24 protein-coding genes are annotated in these 20,591 nt (G+C 65.1%); 8 read left to right on the forward strand and 16 right to left on the reverse strand.

Features of this window, described 5'->3' with window-relative positions; all coding sequences use genetic code 11:
* Window positions 1–158 precede the first annotated feature (158 nt).
* On the forward strand, window positions 159–1,271 hold the full coding sequence (gene leuB / locus AC066S_RS29960) for a 3-isopropylmalate dehydrogenase (RefSeq protein ID WP_478271329.1): 1,113 nt from the start codon (window positions 159–161) through the stop codon (window positions 1,269–1,271).
* A 298-nt stretch (window positions 1,272–1,569) separates the two neighbouring features.
* Here the strand turns inward: leuB and AC066S_RS29965 are convergent, their stop codons facing one another.
* On the reverse strand, window positions 1,570–1,959 hold the full coding sequence (locus tag AC066S_RS29965) for a hypothetical protein (protein WP_126261335.1): 390 nt from the start codon (window positions 1,957–1,959) through the stop codon (window positions 1,570–1,572).
* Between the two features lie 156 nt (window positions 1,960–2,115).
* A complete protein-coding gene (locus AC066S_RS29970; protein ID WP_126261334.1) occupies window positions 2,116–2,910 on the reverse strand; it encodes a hypothetical protein in 795 nt (264 codons plus the stop codon).
* A gap of 116 nt (window positions 2,911–3,026) precedes the next feature.
* Here AC066S_RS29970 and AC066S_RS29975 point away from each other — a divergent pair, with 116 nt between their 5' ends.
* Window positions 3,027–4,061, forward strand: coding sequence for an aspartate-semialdehyde dehydrogenase (locus tag AC066S_RS29975; RefSeq protein ID WP_126261333.1), 1,035 nt, complete (start codon window positions 3,027–3,029; stop codon window positions 4,059–4,061).
* Between the two features lie 40 nt (window positions 4,062–4,101).
* Here AC066S_RS29975 and AC066S_RS29980 read toward each other — a convergent pair whose 3' ends face one another.
* Window positions 4,102–4,743, reverse strand: coding sequence for a carbonic anhydrase (locus AC066S_RS29980; RefSeq protein ID WP_478271330.1), 642 nt, complete (start codon window positions 4,741–4,743; stop codon window positions 4,102–4,104).
* Between the two features lie 111 nt (window positions 4,744–4,854).
* Here AC066S_RS29980 and AC066S_RS29985 point away from each other — a divergent pair, with 111 nt between their 5' ends.
* Together AC066S_RS29985 and AC066S_RS29990 are read left to right on the forward strand one after the other, a co-directional pair.
* Window positions 4,855–5,736: an HpcH/HpaI aldolase/citrate lyase family protein gene (locus tag AC066S_RS29985; RefSeq protein ID WP_478271331.1), complete on the forward strand. Its 882-nt coding sequence runs from the start codon at window positions 4,855–4,857 to the stop codon at window positions 5,734–5,736.
* Between the two features lie 208 nt (window positions 5,737–5,944).
* On the forward strand, window positions 5,945–7,426 hold the full coding sequence (locus AC066S_RS29990; protein WP_478271332.1) for a caspase family protein: 1,482 nt from the start codon (window positions 5,945–5,947) through the stop codon (window positions 7,424–7,426).
* Window positions 7,427–7,444: 18 nt separating this feature from the next.
* Here the strand turns inward: AC066S_RS29990 and AC066S_RS29995 are convergent, their stop codons facing one another.
* From AC066S_RS29995 to AC066S_RS30010, 4 genes are all read right to left on the reverse strand, one after another.
* Window positions 7,445–7,864 carry a hypothetical protein gene (locus AC066S_RS29995; protein WP_478271333.1) on the reverse strand — a complete coding sequence of 140 codons (420 nt, stop codon included), beginning with the start codon at window positions 7,862–7,864 and terminating at the stop codon, window positions 7,445–7,447.
* A 270-nt stretch (window positions 7,865–8,134) separates the two neighbouring features.
* Window positions 8,135–8,920 (reverse strand): glycosyltransferase family 32 protein, encoded by a 786-nt coding sequence (locus tag AC066S_RS30000; protein ID WP_478271334.1) that lies wholly within the window; start codon window positions 8,918–8,920, stop codon window positions 8,135–8,137.
* Window positions 8,921–9,000: 80 nt separating this feature from the next.
* A complete protein-coding gene (gene leuD / locus AC066S_RS30005) occupies window positions 9,001–9,606 on the reverse strand; it encodes a 3-isopropylmalate dehydratase small subunit (RefSeq protein WP_027573022.1) in 606 nt (201 codons plus the stop codon).
* A gap of 167 nt (window positions 9,607–9,773) precedes the next feature.
* A complete protein-coding gene (locus AC066S_RS30010; protein WP_478271335.1) occupies window positions 9,774–10,172 on the reverse strand; it encodes a metallopeptidase family protein in 399 nt (132 codons plus the stop codon).
* Between the two features lie 251 nt (window positions 10,173–10,423).
* Between AC066S_RS30010 and AC066S_RS30015 the strand changes: the two genes are divergently transcribed.
* Window positions 10,424–10,705 (forward strand): hypothetical protein, encoded by a 282-nt coding sequence (locus AC066S_RS30015; protein WP_167772360.1) that lies wholly within the window; start codon window positions 10,424–10,426, stop codon window positions 10,703–10,705.
* Window positions 10,706–10,733: 28 nt separating this feature from the next.
* Window positions 10,734–10,991 (forward strand): hypothetical protein, encoded by a 258-nt coding sequence (locus tag AC066S_RS30020; RefSeq protein ID WP_478271336.1) that lies wholly within the window; start codon window positions 10,734–10,736, stop codon window positions 10,989–10,991.
* Between the two features lie 4 nt (window positions 10,992–10,995).
* Here the strand turns inward: AC066S_RS30020 and AC066S_RS30025 are convergent, their stop codons facing one another.
* Entirely contained in the window at window positions 10,996–11,289 is a 294-nt protein-coding gene (locus AC066S_RS30025; protein ID WP_126261325.1) for a DUF1330 domain-containing protein, read from the reverse strand.
* A gap of 178 nt (window positions 11,290–11,467) precedes the next feature.
* Between AC066S_RS30025 and AC066S_RS30030 the strand changes: the two genes are divergently transcribed.
* A complete protein-coding gene (locus AC066S_RS30030; RefSeq protein WP_478271337.1) occupies window positions 11,468–12,016 on the forward strand; it encodes a hypothetical protein in 549 nt (182 codons plus the stop codon).
* A 122-nt stretch (window positions 12,017–12,138) separates the two neighbouring features.
* Here the strand turns inward: AC066S_RS30030 and AC066S_RS30035 are convergent, their stop codons facing one another.
* The 7 genes from AC066S_RS30035 to ffh all read right to left on the reverse strand — a co-directional run bounded on the left by AC066S_RS30035 (window position 12,139) and on the right by ffh (window position 18,211).
* Entirely contained in the window at window positions 12,139–12,348 is a 210-nt protein-coding gene (locus AC066S_RS30035) for a hypothetical protein (RefSeq protein ID WP_126261323.1), read from the reverse strand.
* Window positions 12,349–12,442: 94 nt separating this feature from the next.
* On the reverse strand, window positions 12,443–13,849 hold the full coding sequence (gene leuC, locus AC066S_RS30040; protein ID WP_126261322.1) for a 3-isopropylmalate dehydratase large subunit: 1,407 nt from the start codon (window positions 13,847–13,849) through the stop codon (window positions 12,443–12,445).
* A 456-nt stretch (window positions 13,850–14,305) separates the two neighbouring features.
* A complete protein-coding gene (gene rplS / locus AC066S_RS30045; protein ID WP_011083318.1) occupies window positions 14,306–14,686 on the reverse strand; it encodes a 50S ribosomal protein L19 in 381 nt (126 codons plus the stop codon).
* A 110-nt stretch (window positions 14,687–14,796) separates the two neighbouring features.
* The gene (trmD, locus tag AC066S_RS30050) at window positions 14,797–15,552 is read right to left on the reverse strand and encodes a tRNA (guanosine(37)-N1)-methyltransferase TrmD (RefSeq protein ID WP_126261321.1); all 756 of its coding nucleotides are present in this window, start codon (window positions 15,550–15,552) and stop codon (window positions 14,797–14,799) included.
* Between the two features lie 126 nt (window positions 15,553–15,678).
* Window positions 15,679–16,236 (reverse strand): ribosome maturation factor RimM, encoded by a 558-nt coding sequence (rimM, locus tag AC066S_RS30055; RefSeq protein ID WP_126261320.1) that lies wholly within the window; start codon window positions 16,234–16,236, stop codon window positions 15,679–15,681.
* A 9-nt stretch (window positions 16,237–16,245) separates the two neighbouring features.
* On the reverse strand, window positions 16,246–16,578 hold the full coding sequence (gene rpsP, locus AC066S_RS30060; protein WP_126261319.1) for a 30S ribosomal protein S16: 333 nt from the start codon (window positions 16,576–16,578) through the stop codon (window positions 16,246–16,248).
* Between the two features lie 85 nt (window positions 16,579–16,663).
* A complete protein-coding gene (gene ffh / locus AC066S_RS30065; protein ID WP_126261318.1) occupies window positions 16,664–18,211 on the reverse strand; it encodes a signal recognition particle protein in 1,548 nt (515 codons plus the stop codon).
* Window positions 18,212–18,657: 446 nt separating this feature from the next.
* Between ffh and AC066S_RS30070 the strand changes: the two genes are divergently transcribed.
* Window positions 18,658–19,722 carry an MBL fold metallo-hydrolase gene (locus AC066S_RS30070; RefSeq protein ID WP_164719046.1) on the forward strand — a complete coding sequence of 355 codons (1,065 nt, stop codon included), beginning with the start codon at window positions 18,658–18,660 and terminating at the stop codon, window positions 19,720–19,722.
* Window positions 19,723–19,872: 150 nt separating this feature from the next.
* Here AC066S_RS30070 and AC066S_RS30075 read toward each other — a convergent pair whose 3' ends face one another.
* Window positions 19,873–20,589, reverse strand: a complete 717-nt coding sequence (locus AC066S_RS30075) for an SIMPL domain-containing protein (protein WP_167767806.1) — start codon at window positions 20,587–20,589, stop codon at window positions 19,873–19,875.
* Window positions 20,590–20,591 lie beyond the last annotated feature (2 nt).

Here is a 20,591-nt window from a genome sequence, read left to right on the forward strand (position 1 = left end):
CTTGCCAAGCGCGCAACGCCGCTCTAGCACTCCGGCCGAAATTCACGAGATGCCGTCATGCCCGGTCTTGTGCCGGGCATCCACGTTCTTCTGCACTCGAGGCAAGACGTGGATGGCCGGGACAAGCCCGGCCATGACGAAACGGAGGAAGAACGACCATGGCGACCCACAAACTGCTGCTGCTTCCCGGCGACGGTATCGGCCCCGAAGTGATGGGCGAGGTGAAGCGGCTGCTCGACTGGCTCAATTCGGCCGGAATCGCCAGCTTCGAGACCGACACCGGCCTTGTCGGCGGCTCCGCCTATGACGCGCACAAGGTGTCGATCTCCGAGGGCGACATGGCCAAGGCGAAAGACGCCGACGCCGTGATCTTCGGCGCGGTCGGCGGCCCGAAATGGGATGCGGTTCCCTACGAGGTGCGCCCGGAAGCCGGTCTCTTGCGCCTGCGCAAGGATCTCGCTCTGTTCGCGAACCTGCGTCCCGCCGTGTGCTATCCGGCGCTGGCCGAGGCCTCGAGCCTGAAGCGCGAGGCGGTCGAGGGCCTCGACATCATGATCGTGCGCGAGCTCACCGGCGGCGTCTATTTCGGCGAGCCCAAGACCATCACCGATCTCGGCAACGGCCAGAAGCGCGCCATCGATACCCAGGTCTACGACACCTATGAGATCGAGCGCATCGGCCGCGTCGCCTTCGAGCTTGCCAGGAAGCGCAAGAACAAGGTGACGTCGATGGAGAAGCGCAACGTCATGAAGTCGGGCGTGCTCTGGAACGAGGTCATGACGGCCGTCCACAAGCGCGAATATCCTGATGTCACGCTCGAGCATCAGCTCGCCGATTCCGGCGGCATGATGCTGGTGAAATGGCCGAAGCAGTTCGACGTCATCGTCACCGACAATCTGTTCGGCGACATGCTGTCCGACATCGCGGCGATGCTGACGGGCTCGCTCGGCATGCTGCCGTCGGCTTCGCTCGGCGAGGTGGATGTGAAGACCAAGAAGCGCAAGGCGCTGTACGAGCCCGTGCACGGTTCGGCCCCTGACATCGCCGGCAAGGGCCTCGCCAATCCGATCGCGATGATCTCGTCCTTCGGCATGGCGCTGCGCTATTCCTTCGACATGGGCGATCTCGCCGACAAGGTCGACGCCGCGATCGCCGCGGTGCTCGCCAGCGGCCTGCGCACCGCCGACATCAAGTCGGAAGGCACCACGGCCGCGTCCACCACGCAGATGGGCGAAGCGATCCTGAAGGAATTGCAGAAGCTGCACGCGTAAGGCGGTAAGCACCGCTCTCGTAGGGTGGGCAAAGCGACTTGTCCGCCATAGCTCGAAGAGCGACGGCGGAAGCGTGCCCACGTATCTTTTGCGACCGAGAGAGATCGTGGGCACGGCGCTTCGCGCCTTTGCCCACCCTACGCACTCGCGGTCATTCCGGGGCGGCTCGAAGAGCCGAACCCGGAATCTCGAGATTCCGGGTCTGGTCCTTCGGACCATCCCGGAATGACGGTGCGAGAAAAACGAAAACGGCCGGGCGTGAGCCCGGCCATTTTGATTCGGGTAGTCTTGCGTCCGCTCAGTACAGCGGGAAGTTCTGCGGATAGCCGCCGACGTCCTGCGGCGGCGAGAGCGGCTGGCGGTCGATCGGGCGGTTGAGGTTCTCGCGCGCGAAGGACGGATAGCCCACGGCCGGCGGGAAGGCGTAGTCGGTGAACTTGCGGTCGCCCGGGTTGACCTCGGTGCCGCCGTCGAGCCAGGAGCGCTTGCTGACATAGATGCGGGTGCGGCCCTGCTGGTAGACGGCGTTGGGGCCGCTCGGGCCGTAATAGGGCCGGCCGCGCTCGTCATAGCGCTTGGTCTTGTTGTCGGCCGAGGCCGGCGTCGCCAGGAACACGGCAGAGGACATGGCAATCACGGCGCCCGCAGCAAACAAGGTCGCCAATTTGGCAGAGAATTTCGAGCTCATCACGTCCCCTTCAAGCGGCGCACCGCCAGTCGATTTCACCCCATACTAGCCCGGCCGGGGTCGGCGCAACTAGGTCTATTGGGTCACACCGGCGCGGAATAATCGTGTGCGCCGGCAAAAGTTGCATCAATACCAGCCACTTGAGCTTGATGTCGCTCAAAGCGCCCCGCGCAATTGCGCATTCGCGGCGCCCAGCAGCCAGTCCTGAGAGCCGGCAAGGTCGCAAGCACGGCGTTTCAGCTCGGCCTTGGCGAACAGGCCCGCCAGCTTCGGCTCGTTGCCGGAGGTCAAGAGCGTCAGCCGGTTCAGCGTGCAGGCGATGGCCGCGCGCTGGGCGGGCAGGGTGTCGCCCTGGCAGGAGAAGCCGGAGATCTGCAAGGCGGGCTCCTCGCTGCGCTTGAGGTAGCCGAGGCAGGCCCGCGCGCCCTCCGCTGCGGCGACCGGCCGGAACAGCGCCACGGGGCCGAATTTGGTCTCGATCAGACCGGCCTGCTCGAGCGGGGTCGCCGCGTTCAGGCCCATCTGGACGGCAAGGTCCATCGCTACAGGACGGGTCACGTCGAATTCGCCGCCCTGCCGGTAAATCTCGAGCTCGGCCAGCACCTTGTCCGCTTCGCCGGTCCAGCGCATGACGTCGCGTCGGCCGCCTTCGGGATGCCGGAGGATGATGTAAGAGGCTGTTTTCTCTGACGAATCAAGCCGGCTGAGGGCGAAGGCCGGATGCGAGCGATCGGCCACGCTCCAGGTGGGTTTCGGCGGCAGCTCATCGTCGCGCAGATCAGGTAATTGGCCCAGCGCCGCAAGGCCCAGGATGGCAAACAAAGCGAGCGTCCCCACATAGGCGAACAGCCTCGCCAGCGTGCCGACGACTTCGTCGGCGAAGGCCGCCAATGCCAGATGGAGACTGGTCCGGGTCGAGATTGCGGCCGTGCTGGCCTCGGGCGACTGCATCCACGGCGTTCCGGCATGGTCCCACGTTGTCTTGAGGCCGGTTCTCGCATAGAAGCGCTGCTCTTCCTGTTTAAGCGTCAGCTTCAGGAACGGGCTTTTTCACCGGAGAGTGAACGATGGGTTACAAAGTCGCAGTCGTCGGCGCGACCGGCAATGTCGGACGGGAAATGCTCAACATCCTGGATGAGCGCAAATTTCCCGCGGACGAGGTTGTGGCCCTGGCGTCACGCCGCAGCATGGGCGTCGAGGTCTCCTATGGCGACCGCACCCTGAAGGTCAAAGCGCTCGAGCATTACGACTTCTCCGACGTCGACATCTGCCTGATGTCGGCGGGCGGCGCGGTGTCGAAGGAATGGTCGCCGAAGATCGGCGCCGCCGGCGCTGTCGTGATCGACAATTCCTCGGCCTGGCGCATGGATCCGGACGTGCCGCTGATCGTGCCCGAGGTGAATGCGGCCGCGACCGAAGGCTTCAAGAAGAAGAACATCATCGCCAACCCGAACTGCTCGACCGCGCAGCTCGTTGTGGCGCTCAAGCCGCTGCACGACAAGGCCGGTATCAAGCGCGTCGTGGTCTCGACCTATCAATCGGTCTCGGGCGCCGGCAAGGACGCGATGGACGAGTTGTTCTCGCAGACCAAGGCCGTCTACACCAACAGCGAGATCGTCAATAAGAAGTTTCCCGCGCGCATCGCCTTCAACGTCATTCCCCAGATCGACGTCTTCATGGAGGACGGCTACACCAAGGAAGAGTGGAAGATGATGGCGGAGACCAAGAAGATTCTTGATCCCAAGATCAAGCTCACCGCCACCTGCGTGCGCGTGCCGGTGTTCGTCGGCCATTCCGAGGCCGTCAACATCGAGTTCGAGAACCCGATCAGCGCGGACGAAGCCCGCAATATCCTGCGCACCTCGCCGGGCTGCCTCGTCATCGACAAGCAGGAGCCCGGCGGCTACGCCACGCCGTATGAGGCGGCCGGTGAGGACGCGACCTACATCAGCCGCATCCGCGAGGACGCCACGGTGGAGAACGGTCTCGTGCTGTGGTGCGTGTCAGACAATTTGCGCAAGGGCGCAGCCCTCAACGCGATCCAGATCGCGGAAGTCCTGATCAACCGCAAGCTGATCACCGCGAAGAAGCAGGCGGCGTAAGCGGCGAATGGTGAGTGGCGAATAGCGAGTGGACCATTCGTTACTCGCCATTCGCCTTCTTGAATTCCTTCGCGACCTTGTCCAGCACGAACAGCGATCCCTCCGCGACGCCGAAATAGGCGCCGTGGGTCTGCATCTGCCCTGACTCCACGGCCTTGCGCACGAACGGGAAGGTCATCAGGTTTTCCAGGCTGCGGAACACTGCGGCCTTCTCGATGCGCTCGACGAATTGCGCCATGGTTTCGTGGTCGCGCTGCTCCACCACCTCGCCGGGCTTGATGAACATCTGCATCCATTTGCCGATGAAGTCGCCCGGCGTCAGCGGCTCGATCTTGTCGACGAAGGCGCGGATGCCGCCGCACTGCGCGTGGCCGAGCACCACGATGTGCTTCACCTTCAGCACCGTCACCGCATATTCCAGCGCCGCCGAGACGCCATGGGCGGTGCCGTCGGGCTGATACACCGGCACCAGGTTGGCGATGTTGCGGACCACGAACAATTCGCCCGGGCCGACGTCGAAGATCACTTCGGGCGAGACGCGGCTGTCGCAGCAGCCGATCACCATCACTTCCGGGAACTGCCCCTTCACCGACAGCTCGCGATAGCGGCTCTGCTCTGTCGGCAGCCGCTGGGTTGCGAAGGCCTTGTAGCCTTCCAGCAAATGCTTCGGGAATGTCATCATGGCCCATGCCTAATCATATACCGCCGGGGCGAACAAGCCTTTCGAATGGGCAGGCCAAGTGCTATCGGCTCCGGCCAGAATAGGTTCGAGGAAACCGGAAGGAACGCTCGCATGACCCGCCCGCGCCGCAGCCATCTGTTCATGCCCGGCTCCAATCCCCGTGCGCTGGAAAAGGCGCGCAATCTCCCCGCCGACGGCCTGATCCTGGATCTGGAGGATTCCGTCGCGCCGGACGCCAAGGCGCTGGCGCGCGACGGCATCGCCGCCGCGATCGCAGCCAAGGGCTTTGGCAAGCGCGAGATCCTGATCCGCACCAACGGCCTCGACACGCCCTGGTGGGCCGACGACGTCGCGATGGCCGCCAAGGCCTCGCCCGATGGCATCCTGGTTCCAAAAGTTTCAAGCATCGAGGATCTCGACACGATCGGCCTCCGCCTCACCGAGCTCGGCGCCGCGCCCACGGTGAAGGTCTGGGCCATGATCGAGACCGCGCGCGCCGTGCTGCACGCGGAGGAGCTGGCCGAGGCCGGGCGCGATCCATCGCGGCGCCTCGCCGGTTTCGTGTTCGGCCCCAACGACATCTCGCGCGAGACCCGGATCAGGATGCTGCCCGGCCGCGCCGCGATGATTCCGATGATCACCCATTGCATCCTGGCGACGCGCGCCCATGGGCTCGAGATTCTCGACGGCCCATACAGCGACATCGCCAATTCCGACGGCTTCGCCACCGAATGCGCGCAAGCGCGCGATCTCGGCTTCGACGGCAAGACGCTGATCCATCCCTCGCAGATCGACGCCTGCAACGCGATCTTCACCCCGCCCGAGGAGGAGGTCGCGCGTGCCCGAAAGATCATCGCGGCGTTCGAGCTGCCGGGGAACGCCTCGCGCGGTGCGATCCGCCTCGATGGCGCGATGGTGGAGCGCCTGCACGCCGACATGGCCAGGCGCACGATCGCCATCGCGGACGCAATCGCCGCGATGGGCAAGGGTTGAGGCGTCCCCGTCGCGGCCGCTCTGTATCCGTGGCCGAACGCCTGCTGCTCGCGGCCCCGCTGCGAATTCAGCGGCAGCGTCGTCACGTCAGCGAATACGTGCGGCTGTATTCCTGTGATTTAGATCACACAGTCCGGCAGGTTGCTTCGATAAATTTGCGTCGTTTAAATAACGCTCTCAGTCCCCGATATCGCGCGTGGGCTTTCATATGCTTCGCAAATTATTCTATTGCCTTGCACTTCTTGTTCTCGCCGGGCCTGCAGCCGCCAATGACCGCGTCAAAAGCGAGGCGAGCGCTGCGATTGCCACCGCCTCCGAGGCGATACGTCGAGATCCCAAGGACGCGAATGCGTACTACGATCGCGGAAACGCTTATGCCGCGAACGGCGATGCCGACCGCGCCATAGCCGACTACACCGCGACGATCCGGCTCGATCCTGCGCATGCAAACGCTTACTACAACCGCGGCAATTCTTACAGCAGCAAGGGCGATACGGAGCGTGCGATCGCGGACTATTCGGCGACCATCCGGCTCGATCCGGCCTACGCGAACGCCTATTACAATCGGGCCAATACCTACAGCAACAAGGGCCACACCGATCGCGCCATTGCCGATTATACCGAAGCAGTGCGCCTGCAGCCGATCAATGCGAACGCGTATTTCAACCGTGGCAACGCCTATGGCCGCAAGGGCGAGACCGACCGTGCCATCGCGGACTACACCGAAGCGATACGCGCGGATTCCACCTATGCGAACGCCTATCTCAACCGTGGATTGGCTTACGAGAAGCGCGGCGATTTCGCCAAGGCGAGGGCCGACTTCAACGCCACGCTTGGACTAGCCCATACCGCCACGAGATGGGCCCTGGACAAGGCACGGGAGCGGCTTGCCGTCCTGCCTTCGCCGCGACCAGCAACGATCTTGGTGGAGAAGACCGGCCTCGCTCCGCTTGTCACGGCGCCCGGGGCTGCGAACACTGATCGCCGCATCGCTCTCGTCATCGGCAACTCGGCCTATGAAAACGTCGCCGCCCTGCCAAACCCCGTGCGCGATGCAAGCCTCGTCGCCGACGTGCTGAAGCTCACCGGGTTCGAAGCCGTCACGCTGCTGACCGATCTGCGCAAGGATGCCCTGGTGAATGCCTTGCGCGAGTTCGCGGCACGTGCGGAGACGGCGGACTGGGCCGTCGTGTATTATGCCGGACACGGCATGGAGGTCGGCGGCATCAATTATCTCATCCCGACGGATGCGAAGATCGCCGCGGATCGCGAGATCGCGTTTGAAGCCGTGCCGGTCGATCAGGTTCTCAATGCTGCGGAGCGCGCCAGGAAGCTGCGCCTCGTCATCCTCGATGCTTGCCGGGATAACCCGTTCGCAGCCCAGATGAAGCGCACGATGACGGTGGCGTCGCGTTCGGTGTCGCGAGGTCTGGCCCCTGTCGAGCCGGAGGCGGGTACGCTGGTGGTCTATGCCGCCAAGGATGGCGAGACCGCGCTCGACGGTGATGGGAGCAACAGTCCGTTCGCAACCGCCTTCGTCAAGAATGTTCCGACGCCGGGCCTCGAAGTCCGCAGGCTGTTCGACTTCGTTCGCGACGACGTCATGGAGGCAACCGGCCGCAGACAAAAGCCGTTCAGCTACGGCTCGATCTCCGGCCGGCAGGACTTCTATTTCGTGGCCGGCAAGTAATTTCCTACGAGTCGCGCCTCAGCGTGGCACGACGTCGGTGCGCTCGAGCGACTCCAGGGTCGAGGCATTGGCGCAATAGCCGTGATAATTCGCCGCGGCGGTGCCGTCGGCGAGATCGCGATCGCATTGGCCCTTGTGCCCGCAGAGCGAGCAGACCCGCTCCAGGTCGCGGAGCAGCAGTGGCTGCGCGCGGCCGAGGCCTTCGGCGCTGATGCCGAGCTGTTCCAGCATTTTGGGCAGCTCGTCGGCTGAATGCTGGCCGTGGCGGACCAGTTCCTCCAGATCGTCTGGCGCGATCCTCAAGTCGTTCGCGATCCGGTCGAAATCGGCACGATCGAGCTGACGCATCTCGTTTATCTCGCGGCGGTGCTTCAGCCAGCCGGCAAAGGACTCGATGAGGTCCTGGACGACGGGATAAGGCCTGCTTGCGGTGCTCATGGAAAGCTCCCTTCGGACGGCGGAATTGGAGCGAATTAAGCACAATGTTGCAGCGGCGCGTTGCGCTGGATCAAACTTGGAATGCTGAAAAGCGGTCTCCGCTGCACCTCTCCCGCTTGCGGGAGAGGTCGACGCGTCGCGGGCGATGCGAAGCATCGTCCGGCGCGTCGGGTGAGGGTTTTCTCCTCTTGGGGATTGTCCCATTGCGGAAACACCCCTCCCCAACCCTCTCCCGCAAGCGGGAGAGGGAGCGCACCTCCAGCGCGGCAGCTACACAAACCGCTCCGTCGCCCAGGCATAGAGGCTGCCCGGAATCGGCTTTTCGCCGCCACGGCCCTTGGGCGAGATGTGCAGGCCGATGATCTCCGGGTTGGTGACGAGGCCGAGATAGCTCGAGGGGTCGAAGAACAGTTTCGGCTCGGCATGCACGGCGTAGAACGATTGCTTCGGCAGCGCGCATCCGAGCTCGCCGGTGCGGCGCGCCAGCGCGGTCAGCGCGGCGGGTCCGTAGATCGCGACGCGGATGTCCGCAAGACGGTTCGAGCCGCCGCGCAGGCGGCGCATCATGAAGGTGACGCGGTGGCGCAGCGACAGCCAGTTGGGTGTCAGCTCCTCCTGCTCCATCAGCTCCTCGAAGGCGGCGACGATGCCGTGCCCGGGCGGCAGATAGATCACGGAATTGCCGAGCTGGCGCGGCCGCTCCCAGGCGAAGTAGGGCTTTGCCGGATCGATCTCGACCGGTTTGAGCAGCAGCACGTCGGCATCGAGCCAGAGGCCGAGGCCTTTCGCCATCAGCTTCATGCGGAAGAAGTCGCTGAACTGCAGAATGGTCCAGTCGCGCCAGCTGCCGTCCGGCTGCGGCGGCCGCAAGCGTTCGGAGAATGCGTGCGGCAGGATCGCCTCGGCGTCCGCGTTGGCGATTCCGGCGGGAAGGCCGGGAATGGTGTCGAAGCTATAGACCGTGACCCTGTGGCCGGCAGCTAACTGCGAACGCAGACAGGTCTGGCGCAGCGCATCCATCGGGCCGTGCCAGAAGGTGACGATCTCGGGGAGCATGCGCAAAGCTATACGGGATGACGAGGGCAAAGAAATAGCCCCGGCGCGGACGGCACCGGGGCTCGAACCAAAATCGGCAATCAGGCCCAGGCGCGTTCGCGCTTGAGCTTGTCCTCATAGCTGTCGATCGAGGCCTTCTTCTCCATGGTGAGGCCGATGTCGTCGAGGCCGTTGATCAGGCAGTGCTTGCGGAACGGGTCGATCTCGAACTTGACCTTGCCGCCGTCGGGCCCGCGGATCTCCTGGTTCGGCAGGTCGATCGTCAGCGTCGCGTTGGCGCCGCGCTCGGCGTCGTCGAACAGCTTGTCGAGGTCTTCCTGGCTGACGCGGATCGGCAGAATGCCGTTCTTGAAGCAGTTGTTGTAGAAGATGTCGCCGAACGAGGTCGAGATCACGCAGCGGATGCCGAAGTCGAGCAGCGCCCAGGGCGCGTGCTCGCGGCTCGAGCCGCAGCCGAAATTGTCGCCGGCGACCAGCACCTTCGCGTTGCGATAGGCGGGCTGGTTGAGCACGAAATCCGGGTTCTCGCTGCCGTCGTCCTTGTAGCGCTGCTCGGAGAAGAGCCCCTTGCCAAGGCCGGTGCGCTTGATGGTCTTGAGGTACTGCTTCGGAATGATCATGTCGGTGTCGACATTGATGATCTTCAGCGGCGCCGCGACGCCTTCCAGCGTGGTGAACTTGTCCATGGTTGCGCTTTCCCGCAGGTGTTCAGGGAAGGCGTATTTATCGCGGTTGGCGCGGAAATCCTAGGCCGAATTGGGCAGGGCTAGCCTGCCTGGCGGGATCAAGCCGCGGAGGAGTTGCGCTCCCTCTCCCGCAAGCGGGGGAGGGAGCGCACCTCCCTCGACGCTTCCTACTCCGCCCGCGCCTCGATCGCGGCCATATCGTCGTCCGAGAGACCAAAATGGTGGCCGATCTCGTGGATCAGGACGTGGCGGACGATGTGGTCGAGGCTTTCGTCGTGCTCGGCCCAATAGTCCAGGATCGGCCGGCGGTAGAGCCAGACCATGTTGGGCAGCCGCGCCACGTCGCCGAGGCTCTGCTGCGGCAGGCCGACGCCCTGGAACAGGCCGAGCAGGTCGAACTCGCTCTCGCAGTCCATCTCGTCCAGGACCTCCTCGGTCGGGAAGTCGTCGACGCGGATGATCACGCCTTCGCACAGGGCGCGAAACTCCGCCGGCAGGCCCTCGAAGATCTCGTGCGCCGTCGCTTCCATCTCGGCCAGCGAGGGCGCTTTCAATTCCGTCCACATGGGGTTGTTCTAAAGCGTTTTCGAGCGAAGTGGATACCGGTTCGCGTGAAGAAAACGCGTCAAACCAAGAATCTGGAGCCCGTTTCAATTCCATTGAAACGGGCTCCAGCGCGGGTTCCTTGGCGATGCATCCCGCTTTATAAGCGTGGCGAGGTTGACGGGCGCCGCCAAAACGGGGAGCGTGGGGCTCGACCAAGACGGTTCAGGTGGGCGAAAAAATGCGAGCAAAAACAGCGCTGACGCTACTGTGCATGGGGTTGTTTTCGCAGTTTTGCGTTGGCGCGGAAGCGCAGACGGCGGCCCCCGGTGTCAGGCTGGCGCAGCTGGTCGCGCCGGACGACATCCCGCCGCCGCGCAAGCGCCCGCCCGCGCGCCTGCGCGTCACGCCCTATTACGCGCCTGACGGCGTCTATCCGCGCTACAATCCCGGTCCCGATGCGGTCCGCGTCTGCAACGCGACCTATGTGCAGGAATTTCGGCCGAGCGGCACGGTGATCGTGCCGCGTGTGAGCTGCTACTGGCGCCGCGGCTAAGCCGGAGCGGGAGCCCGGTGGGATAGCAATGGCGAGACGGGTTTTATTGGTGATTGTCGCCGCGCTTGCCGCCAGCGTGCCGCGCGCGTCCGCGACGCCAGGGGTGGCGATCCCGGAGGCCACGGCCGGGATCGCGGTGTTCGATGTGCGGCGACCCGCGCGAACCTACGTCGTGCGGCCTGCCCTTCGCCGTGATCCCCGCTATTACGCGCGGCCCGTCCATTACCGTCCCTATCCCTACGGCGTGCCCGCCCCCTTCGTGTTCGGCTACGGGCCGTTCTGGTGAGCCGCTAGCCGGCAAATCCCTTCACCAGCAGCACGGTCGCCTGCGCGCCGGCCTTGCGGTCGCGCGAGATCTCCTCGTACTCGGGTGAGCTCGAGAAGGCGAGGAAGGCGGCCTCGTCGGGAAACGACATCATGACAAGCTTGTCGTGCGGCCAGGCCCCTTCGAGCACGCGCGGGCGCTCATCGGCGGCGAGCAGCCGTCCATCGAACTTCCTGAACACATCGAAGAACCGCGCCTGGTAGCGGTCATAGGCCGCGCGCTCCGTCATCTTCAATTGTGCAATCGCGTAGACAGTCATCTCCAAGCTTCCTTTCGGAGTGGCGCGGCGCCGCAGCGCGGAGCCCGGCTTCGTTCATTCATGGCGCGTTCAGATCGCTGTCCGCAATTTAACCCCGGGAGCGACTGCAATTGAACAGGGACGACGCGGGCCGGGAACGAGCATCGCAACTCCGCTGTCCGGATTCAGGGAGGATTCCATGCTGAGGAGAAGAGGTCTCAGGGCAGGCCCGATGCGCCTGCTCGGGATTGCGGCCGCCGCGACGCTGATGCTGTCGGCGGGGACCGCGCGTCGGGCTGAAGCGCTGACCTTGATCAATCCGTCGACGTCACCCGTGACCAAGGCGGCGACCGATGACCTCGTCACGCAGGTTCGCCACGGCGGCGGACACGGCGGAGGCGGACATTTTCACGGCGGCGGTTGCTTCCGCGGTGGCGGCGCACATATCGGCGGTTTCCGCGGCGGTGGCGGACATTTTCATGGCGCTCGCATCGGCGGCTTCCGCGCCGCGCCGGCCTTCCACGGCGGCGGCTATCGCTATGGTGGCGTTCACCGCTATGGCGGATTTCATCGCTACGGGATCTATCGGCCGCACTACGGCCATCGCCACTTCCACCGGCGCTATTATGTCGGCGGCTATTATCCCTATTACCATCATCCGCGCCGCTGCCGGATCATCTGGACCTATGACGGCCCGCGCCGCATCTGCCGCTGGCATCGCTGGCACTATCCGTACCGGTATTGGTGATGTGAGTGAATTGCCGGCTCCGCATTCGTCATGGCCGGGCTTGTCCCGGCCATCCACGTTCGTGGCGCGCGCATGAAGATCGTGGATGCCCGGGACGAGCCCGGGCATGACGGGGAGGCTGCCTACAGCCAGTCCTTCAGCTTCCACGACGAAGCTTTCCACCGCATCAGATTGTCCAGCTTCCACTGCTTGAACATCGCCGGCGGCCAGCGGCTGAGCTTCGAGGTCTCCTCGACCTCCGGCTTGGCGACGATGCGCAAGGGCGCGGCGCGCCGGCGGCGCTGGCGCGTGGCCTCGCTGATCAGGTCGACATATTCAGGCTTGTTGGCCATGGCGCGCGTCCTCGCGAAATCATCGCGAGGACGAGAGTGTCAGGCGATCGATTAACGGCGGTTTGCCGCGATCGCTACAATTGCAGGCAGTGGCTTAGCGCCAGTCCCTGACATCGACGAAGTGACCGGCGATCGCCGCCGCCGCCGCCATCGCCGGCGAGACGAGGTGGGTGCGGCCCTTGAAACCCTGGCGTCCCTCGAAGTTGCGGTTCGAGGTCGAGGCGCAGCGCTCTTCCGGAGCCAGCTTGTCCGGGTTCATCGCAAGGCACATCGAGCAGCCCGGCTCGCGCCATTCGAAACCGGCCTTGATGAAGATCTTGTCGAGACCCTCGGCTTCGGCCTGCTCCTTCACGATCCCGGAGCCCGGCACGACCATGGCGTTGACGTTTGCTGAAACGGTCTTGCCTTCCGCGATCTTCGCCGCCGCGCGCAAATCTTCGATGCGGCCGTTGGTGCAGGAGCCGATGAAGACGCGATCGAGCTTGATGTCGGTGATCTTGGTGCCTGCGGCCAGGCCCATGTACTTCAGCGCGCGATGCTTGGAGATGCGTTTGGCTTCGTCGGCGATCTTGTCGGGATCGGGCACGATGCCGGTCACCGAGATGACGTCCTCGGGGCTGGTGCCCCAGGTCACGATCGGCGGCAGTTTTGCAGCATCGAGGCGCAGCTCGTGGTCGAAATGCGCGCCGTCGTCGGAGCGCAGTTTCTCCCAATAGCGCATGGCCGCATCCCAGTCCGCACCCTTCGGTGCCTTTGGGCGGCCGCGCAGGAAGTCGAACGCCTTCTGGTCGGGCGCAACGAGACCGGCGCGGGCGCCGCCTTCGATCGACATGTTGCAGACCGTCATGCGGCCTTCCATGCTGAGCGCACGGATCGCTTCGCCGGCATATTCCAGCACGTAGCCGGTGCCGCCGGCGGTGCCGATCTCGCCGATGATGGCCAGGATGATGTCCTTGCCCGTCACGCCGTCCGGCAATTTGCCGTCGACGGTGACGCGCATGTTCTTCGCCTTCTTCTGGATCAGCGTCTGCGTCGCCAGCACGTGCTCGACTTCGCTCGTGCCGATGCCGTGCGCGAGCGCGCCAAAGGCGCCATGCGTCGAGGTGTGGCTGTCACCGCAGACGATGGTGGTGCCGGGCAGGGTGAAGCCCTGCTCGGGGCCGATGACGTGGACGATGCCCTGGCGCTTGTCGAACTCGTTGTAATATTCGATGCCGAATTCCTTGGCGTTCTCGGCCAGCGCCTTGATCTGCTCGATGCTCTCCGGATCGGGATTGGGCTTGGTGCGATCGGTGGTCGGCACGTTGTGGTCGACGACGGCGAGCGTCTTCTCCGGCGCGTGAACCTTGCGCCCCGTCGCGCGCAGGCCCTCGAACGCCTGCGGCGAGGTCACCTCGTGCACCAGGTGGCGGTCGATATAGAGCAGGCAGGTGCCGTCCTCGGCTTCGTGCACCAGATGGTCGTTCCAGATCTTGTCGTACAATGTGGTCGGCTTGGACATGAGCGTCAGCTCCGAAGAATGTTGGTAGCGGATGTGCGCGTGCGCGCGGGCAACAAGATCGTCAGCGCAGCCTCTCAGGCTGCGCGAATAAGCTCAGACGTTGCCGAGGTCGCGAAGCGGCCGAAGAACCGGCCAGGCAGCCGCGAGCGATCGTCGATGACGATGCGCTGGACGGACGAGGGGCTGGTCGGATCTGGAAACATTCCAAGAATATATAGCAGGCCGAATTGAAATCGCGAGTGGTTTCAATGCGCGATCAGGGCATGACCCTCATCCTGAGGAGCGCGCTCTTGCGCGCGTCTCGAAGGATGAAGGCCCGGTCTGCGGCCTCGCCCTTCGAGACGCGCGTTCCGCGCTCCTCAGGGTGAGGGGCGGCACCGCATGCGCGGCATGAGGCCAAACAAAAAAGCGCGGAGCCGTGCCCCGCGCTTTTCGAAACTTGCCTGGTCGCTGAGCTTACTCGCCGACGGCCGCCTGGCGGTCCTGCTTCTCGACGATGCGGGCCGACTTGCCGCGCAGGTTGCGGAGGTAATAGAGCTTGGCGCGACGCACCTTGCCGCGGCGCACCACCTTGATCGAGTCGATCATCGGCGACATCACCGGGAACACGCGCTCCACGCCCTCGCCATAGGAGATCTTGCGCACGGTGAAGCTCTCGTTGAGGCCACCGCCGGAACGGCCGATGCAGACGCCTTCATAGGCCTGCACGCGGGTGCGGTCGCCTTCGACGACCTTCACGTTGACGATCACGGTGTCGCCGGGACCGAATTCCGGAATGTCCTTGCCGGCGGACAGCTTGTCGAATTGCTCTTGCTCGAGCTGCTTGATCAGGTTCATGGGTAAATCTCCATCGGCGCGCCCAGCCCTGGAAACGGGGGGCTGCGCAAAATTCGTCTATCCAGCCATTGCGGATTTGGCCGCTCCTATAAGGCAAGCCGGAGCGTTTGTCACCCGTCTGTCTTGTTTTTTGGCGTTTTTTGGCGTCCGGCTCGATTCGTCGGCTTTGGCGGGATCTGGGCCCATAAATCCGGCCGCCGGGCCTCGGTGAGGGCCTCGGATTGCGCCCGCCGCCAGGCTGCCACCTTGGCATGGTCGCCGGAGGTCAGGATCTCAGGGATCGGAACCCCCTCGAATAGCTGCGGGCGGGTGTATTGGGGGTATTCCAGAAGGCCCTCGGAAAAGCTTTCCTCGGTTCCCGAGGCTTCCTTGCCCATCACTCCCGGCAACAGCCGCACGCAGGCGTCGATCAGGGCCAAAGCTGCGATTTCGCCCCCGGACAGCACGTAATCGCCGATCGAGACCTCCTCGAGGCCCCGTCCGTCGATCACTCGCTGGTCCACCCCCTCGAAGCGCCCGCAGACGATCAGCGGGCCGGGCCCCCGGGCGAGCTCCCGGACGCGGGCCTGGGTCAATGGCCGACCCCTCGGGCTCATGAGCAGGCGTGGCCGCTCCGGTCCTGTCTCCGCCGCATCGATGGCCGCCGCCAGCACGTCCGCGCGCAGCACCATGCCGGGGCCGCCGCCGGCCGGGGTGTCATCGACGCTGCGGTGGCGGTCGGTGGCGGACGCCCTGATGTCGCGCGCCTCAAGCTGCCAGATCCCGGTGGCCAGCGCCCGCCCGGCGAGGCTCACGCCGAGCGGTCCCGGAAACATCTCCGGAAACAGCGTCAGCACCGTCGCGCGCCAGGGTGAGGGATCGATCATCGGATCTCAGTTCTCGTCGTCCCGGACAAGCGAGCCTTAGCGAGCGCTGATCCGGGATCCATAACCACCGCGGCCGGTTTTGCGACGGCTGGAGCGATCAGCTTAGCGAAAAAACTCGGCCTGTGGTTATGGGTCCCCGCGTTCGCGGGGACGACTCGCGGAGGGATCGTTGTCCTTGTCTTCGTCTTCGATCTCCGCAGGCAGCGAAATCACCACGCGGCCGCCTTTGAGGTCGACCTCCGGCACCACCGCGTTGGAGAACGGCAGCAGCAGCGTCGGGCCTTTGAGAGGCGCGATCTCGATAATGTCGCCGGCGCCGAAATTGTGGATTGCGAGCACGCGGCCGAGCGCATCGCCGTCTGTGGTGACGGCGGCGAGCCCGATCAGGTCGGTGTGGTAATATTCGTCCTCGTCCGTCGCGGGCAGCTTGTCGCGCGCGACGTAGAGCTCGATGCCGTTGAGGCGCTCGGCCTCATCGCGGGTCGTGACGCCCTTGAACGTCGCGACCAGATGGTCCTTCGCCTCGCGCGCCTGTGCGACTTCGAACTGGCGCTTGCCGTCCTTGGACAGCAGCGGACCGTAGCGCTTCACGGCGAAAGGATCTTCGGTGAAGGTCCACAATTTGACCGCACCGCGCACACCATGCGCGGCGCCGATCCGCGCGACGCAGACCAGCGCCGACATGATCTGGCCTTAGCCCTTGGCGGCGGCTTCGGCCTGCGCCTTGCGCTCCTTGCGCGGCACGGCCTTCTGCGGGTTGTTGCGTGCCTCGCGCTTGGCAACGCCGGCGGCGTCGAGGAAGCGCATCACGCGGTCGGACGGCTGCGCGCCCTTGGCGACCCAGGCCTTCACCTTGTCCAGGTCGAGCTTGAGGCGCGCCTCGTTGTCCTTCGGCAGCAGCGGGTTGAAATAGCCGAGACGCTCGATGAAGCGGCCATCGCGCGGAAAGCGGGAGTCGGCGACGACGACGTGATAGACGGGACGCTTCTTGGTGCCTGCGCGGGCGAGGCGGATAACGACGGACATTCAGTTCTCCTTCAAAGTACGTTTTGTTCGGTTGATCGGTATTTTCGCGTCACGCGGGACACTTGCGACCCGTGCGACGAATTCGTCATTTCTTCTTGCCGGGAAAACCGCCGAGCCCGGGAAGGGTCGGCTTGCCGCTGAGGCCGGTAAGCCCCGGCACATTCGGTAGGCCTGAGCGAAGACCGGGCGGCAGATCCTTCGGCAGGCTGGGCAGGCCCTGGCCGCCGCCGCTCTGCATCTTCTCCTGCAACGCCTTCATCTCTTCCGGAGACGGCATCTTCATGCCGCCGCCAAAGCCCATCGCCTGCGCGATGCCGGCCAGCGGGCCGCGCTTGCCCGAGCCCATGGCCTTCATCACGTCGGCCATGTTCCGGTGCATCTTGAGCAGCTTGTTCACTTGCTCGACGCTCTGGCCGCTGCCGGCGGCGATGCGCTTCTTGCGGCTGGCTTTCAACAGGTCCGGATGACGGCGCTCGTCGCGCGTCATGGAATCGATGATGGCGACCTGGCGCTTCAAAATCTTGTCGTCGATGCCGGCGGCCGCGATCTGGTTCTTCATCTTGGAGATGCCGGGCATCATGCCCATCAGGCCGCTGATGCCGCCCATATTGGCCATCTGCAGCAGCTGCTCGCGCATGTCGTTGAGGTCGAACTGACCCTTGCGCATGCGCTCGGCGGTGCGTGCGGCCTTCTCGGCGTCGATGTTGGCGGCGGCGCGCTCGACCAGCGAGACCACGTCGCCCATGCCGAGGATGCGGCCGGCGATACGATCGGGGTGGAAATCTTCCAGCGCATCGGTCTTTTCGCCGGTGCCGAGCAGCTTGATCGGCTTGCCGGTGACCGCGCGCATCGACAGCGCGGCGCCGCCGCGGCCGTCGCCGTCCACGCGTGTCAGCACGATACCGGTGAGGCCGACGCGCTGGTCGAACGCGCGCGCCAGATTCACGGCGTCCTGGCCGGTGAGAGAGTCGGCGACCAGCAGCACTTCGTGCGGGTTCGCGGCGGCTTTGATCGCCGCCGCTTCCGCCATCATCTCTTCGTCGAGCGTGGTGCGGCCGGCGGTGTCGAGCAGCACGACGTCATAGCCGCCGAGCTTGCCGGCTTCCAGCGCACGCTTCGCAATCTGCGGCGGCTGTTGCCCCGCCACGATCGGCAGGGTCGGAATGTCGAGATCGCGGCCGAGCACGGCAAGCTGCTCCATCGCCGCCGGACGGTAGACGTCGAGCGAAGCCATCAGCACCTTGCGCTTGTCGCGCTGGACCAGGCGGCGGGCGAGCTTTGCGGTGGTCGTCGTCTTACCCGAGCCTTGCAGGCCGACCATCATGATCGGCACCGGCGGCACGGAATTGACGTCGATGGTCTGGCCTTCGCTGCCCAGCGTATTGACCAGCTCGTCATGGACGATCTTGACCACCATCTGGCCGGGGGTCACCGACTTGACGACGGTGGCGCCGATCGCCTGCTCGCGGACGCGCTCGGTGAAGCTGCGCACCACCTCCAGCGCGACGTCGGCCTCCAGCAGCGCGCGGCGCACCTCGCGCATCGCGGCATCGACGTCCTTTTCGGTCAGCGCACCGCGCCCCGTCAGACGATCGAGAATTCCGCCAAGCCGTTCCGACAGATTGTCGAACAATGCCGTTGTCCTTGTCCTGCTCGCGCAGGGGTTGCCGCGTTCACCACTGTCATGCCCCGGCTTGACCGGGGCATCCAGTACGCCGTGGCTGTCCGGTTCTACCCGAGCCGCCTCTGGAATACTGGATCCCCCGCCTTCGCGGGGGATGACCGCTTCCTTGGCCAAACGATCTTCCAAACACCTTTGCGCCCGAGGGCGCACAGCGCTGTCGGGCGTTGACCTCCGGCCTCAAGGGCCGGTCGGCGGGTCGAAAAGAAAGCCTTTCCGAGAAAGTGGCGGGGTTAAACGCCGCTGCCGCTCAAAAGTCAAGGAAAGTTAGGGTGCCGGGGCGGCTTTGCCAGGGCAAGATCCTGAAAAGAGGGCCTTTTTGGCTGCCGGTTCCTTTTCGCCGGGGTCCGCCCATATACACTTGATGACCTGCCCCCGTTACCACCGCTGAAAACCCCGTGTCGATCACCCGCCGCCGTCTGTTCGGAGTGCTTGCCGGGGCCGGCGTCCTGGTCGGTGTTCCCTCCCTCTGGATGTCCCGTATGAAAACCTATGACGGCCCGGTCTCCGATCATTTCGACGGCCTCACCTTTTTCGATCCGGACGGAGCGCCGCCGAAATCGCTGCGTGAGGTGCTGCGCTGGCAGTTGGGCGGCAAGCGGCGGCGCGCGACATGGCCGGATTGGGCTCCCAGCCCTCATGCCGACACCCCGCCGGAGCGGGTCGACGGCGACAAGGTGCGGCTCTCCTTCGTCGGCCATGCCAGCTGGCTGATCCAGGCCGGCGGCCTCAACATCCTGGTCGATCCGGTCTGGTCGATGCGGGTTTCGCCGGTCGCCTGGGCCGGGCCGAAGCGGCACAACGATCCCGGCATCGCCTTCGAGAAGCTGCCGAAGATCGACGTCGTGCTGGTCTCGCATGGCCATTACGATCATCTCGACATCGCCACGCTGTCGCGGCTCACCAAGAATTTTGCCCCGCGCGTGGTCACTCCGCTCGGCAACGACGTCACGATGCGCAGCTGGGATCCGAGCATCAAGGTCGAAGCGTTCGACTGGCATGATCGCGTCGAGCTCGGTGGCGGCATCGCCGCGCATCTGGTGCCGACCCGGCACTGGACGGCGCGCGGCATGTTCGATCGCAACAAGGCGCTATGGGCGAGTTTCGTCCTGGAGACGCCGGCCGGGAAAATCTACGTCGTCTGCGATTCCGGCTACGGCGACGGCCGGCATTTTCGCCGCGTCGCCGAGAAGCACGGCAAGCTGCGCCTCGCCATCCTTCCCATCGGCGCCTACGAGCCGCGCTGGTTCATGCGCGACCAGCACATGAATCCGGAGGACGCCGTGAAGGCGCTGGCCGATTGCGGCGCCGAGGCCGCGCTCGGGCATCACCACGGCACGTTCCAGCTGACGGACGAAGCGATCGATGCGCCGGCCAAGGCGCTGGTGGACGCGCTGGATGCCGCGAAGATCCCGCAAGAGCGGTTCGTGGCGATGCAGCCGGGACAGGTGGTGGAGATTTAGCTCTCTCCGCACGTGCCCCGGACGCAGCGCAGCACGTCAGTGATGCGCTGCTGAGCCGGGGCCCATGTCGCCGCGATGTGCCGTGTGGCCTACCGGGTCCCGGCTCTGCGCAGCGTCACTGCGTGCCGCAGCGCGTCCGGGACACGAGACCTACTGTCCCGGCTTGATCGCCCAGCTCACATTCACCGTCACCGATAGCGTCTCCTCGCCGGGTGCCACCGCCGCCTGCGGTGCTGCAGCCATTGGCGCTGCCATGCGGCCCTTGAACAGCGGCACCGGGCCGCCGCCCTCGGTGACGCTGAGCGGCGCGCCCAGCGTCACGCCGGTGGCCCTGGCATAGACCTCCGCCTTGCGGCGGGCGTCCGCGACTGCCTGCTCGCGCGCATCGTCGAGCAGCTTCGAGGCCTGCGTCACCTCGAAGGAGATGTTGCCGATGTCGTTGGCGCCGGCGCCGACCAGCGTGTCGATGATGGTGGCGACCTTGGTGACGTCGCGAATCTTGACGGTGACGCGATTGCTGGCACGGAAGCCGACCACCGGGGATGCGCCGGTGGATTTGTTCTGGCCGTATTGCGGCTGCAGCGACAGGCGCGAGGTCTGGTAATCCTTCTCGGCGATGCCAGCGCTCTTCAGCGCCAGCAGCACCTTGCCCATCGCGGCATTGTTGGCGTCGGAGGCTTCCTTCGCCGTCTTGGCGTCGTTGGCGACGCCGGCGTCGATCTGCGCGAGATCCGGCGCCACGGAGACATTGGCTTCGCCGCTCACCGAAATGGCGGACGGAAAATCATCGGCGAGCGCGGGCGCTGTCAGCAGCGCGGCGGCAACAACGGCGGCACGGGACACGGCAAGGACGGCAGGGTTCTTCATGA

This window comes from Bradyrhizobium sp. CFUWI (assembly GCF_056429085.1).

Bases quoted from the DNA above. Each gene is read 5' to 3' on its own strand.
- leuB (WP_478271329.1), top strand. From the start codon at position 159: ATGGCGACCCACAAACTGCTGCTGCTTCCCGGCGACGGTATCGGCCCC.
- AC066S_RS29965 (WP_126261335.1), bottom strand. From the start codon at position 1,959: ATGAGCTCGAAATTCTCTGCCAAATTGGCGACCTTGTTTGCTGCGGGC.
- AC066S_RS29970 (WP_126261334.1), bottom strand. From the start codon at position 2,910: ATGCAGTCGCCCGAGGCCAGCACGGCCGCAATCTCGACCCGGACCAGT.
- AC066S_RS29975 (WP_126261333.1), top strand. From the start codon at position 3,027: ATGGGTTACAAAGTCGCAGTCGTCGGCGCGACCGGCAATGTCGGACGG.
- AC066S_RS29980 (WP_478271330.1), bottom strand. From the start codon at position 4,743: ATGATGACATTCCCGAAGCATTTGCTGGAAGGCTACAAGGCCTTCGCA.
- AC066S_RS29985 (WP_478271331.1), top strand. From the start codon at position 4,855: ATGACCCGCCCGCGCCGCAGCCATCTGTTCATGCCCGGCTCCAATCCC.
- AC066S_RS29990 (WP_478271332.1), top strand. From the start codon at position 5,945: ATGCTTCGCAAATTATTCTATTGCCTTGCACTTCTTGTTCTCGCCGGG.
- AC066S_RS29995 (WP_478271333.1), bottom strand. From the start codon at position 7,864: ATGAGCACCGCAAGCAGGCCTTATCCCGTCGTCCAGGACCTCATCGAG.
- AC066S_RS30000 (WP_478271334.1), bottom strand. From the start codon at position 8,920: ATGCTCCCCGAGATCGTCACCTTCTGGCACGGCCCGATGGATGCGCTG.
- leuD (WP_027573022.1), bottom strand. From the start codon at position 9,606: ATGGACAAGTTCACCACGCTGGAAGGCGTCGCGGCGCCGCTGAAGATC.
- AC066S_RS30010 (WP_478271335.1), bottom strand. From the start codon at position 10,172: ATGTGGACGGAATTGAAAGCGCCCTCGCTGGCCGAGATGGAAGCGACG.
- AC066S_RS30015 (WP_167772360.1), top strand. From the start codon at position 10,424: ATGGGGTTGTTTTCGCAGTTTTGCGTTGGCGCGGAAGCGCAGACGGCG.
- AC066S_RS30020 (WP_478271336.1), top strand. From the start codon at position 10,734: ATGGCGAGACGGGTTTTATTGGTGATTGTCGCCGCGCTTGCCGCCAGC.
- AC066S_RS30025 (WP_126261325.1), bottom strand. From the start codon at position 11,289: ATGACTGTCTACGCGATTGCACAATTGAAGATGACGGAGCGCGCGGCC.
- AC066S_RS30030 (WP_478271337.1), top strand. From the start codon at position 11,468: ATGCTGAGGAGAAGAGGTCTCAGGGCAGGCCCGATGCGCCTGCTCGGG.
- AC066S_RS30035 (WP_126261323.1), bottom strand. From the start codon at position 12,348: ATGGCCAACAAGCCTGAATATGTCGACCTGATCAGCGAGGCCACGCGC.
- leuC (WP_126261322.1), bottom strand. From the start codon at position 13,849: ATGTCCAAGCCGACCACATTGTACGACAAGATCTGGAACGACCATCTG.
- rplS (WP_011083318.1), bottom strand. From the start codon at position 14,686: ATGAACCTGATCAAGCAGCTCGAGCAAGAGCAATTCGACAAGCTGTCC.
- trmD (WP_126261321.1), bottom strand. From the start codon at position 15,552: ATGATCGATCCCTCACCCTGGCGCGCGACGGTGCTGACGCTGTTTCCG.
- rimM (WP_126261320.1), bottom strand. From the start codon at position 16,236: ATGTCGGCGCTGGTCTGCGTCGCGCGGATCGGCGCCGCGCATGGTGTG.
- rpsP (WP_126261319.1), bottom strand. From the start codon at position 16,578: ATGTCCGTCGTTATCCGCCTCGCCCGCGCAGGCACCAAGAAGCGTCCC.
- AC066S_RS30075 (WP_167767806.1), bottom strand. From the start codon at position 20,589: ATGAAGAACCCTGCCGTCCTTGCCGTGTCCCGTGCCGCCGTTGTTGCC.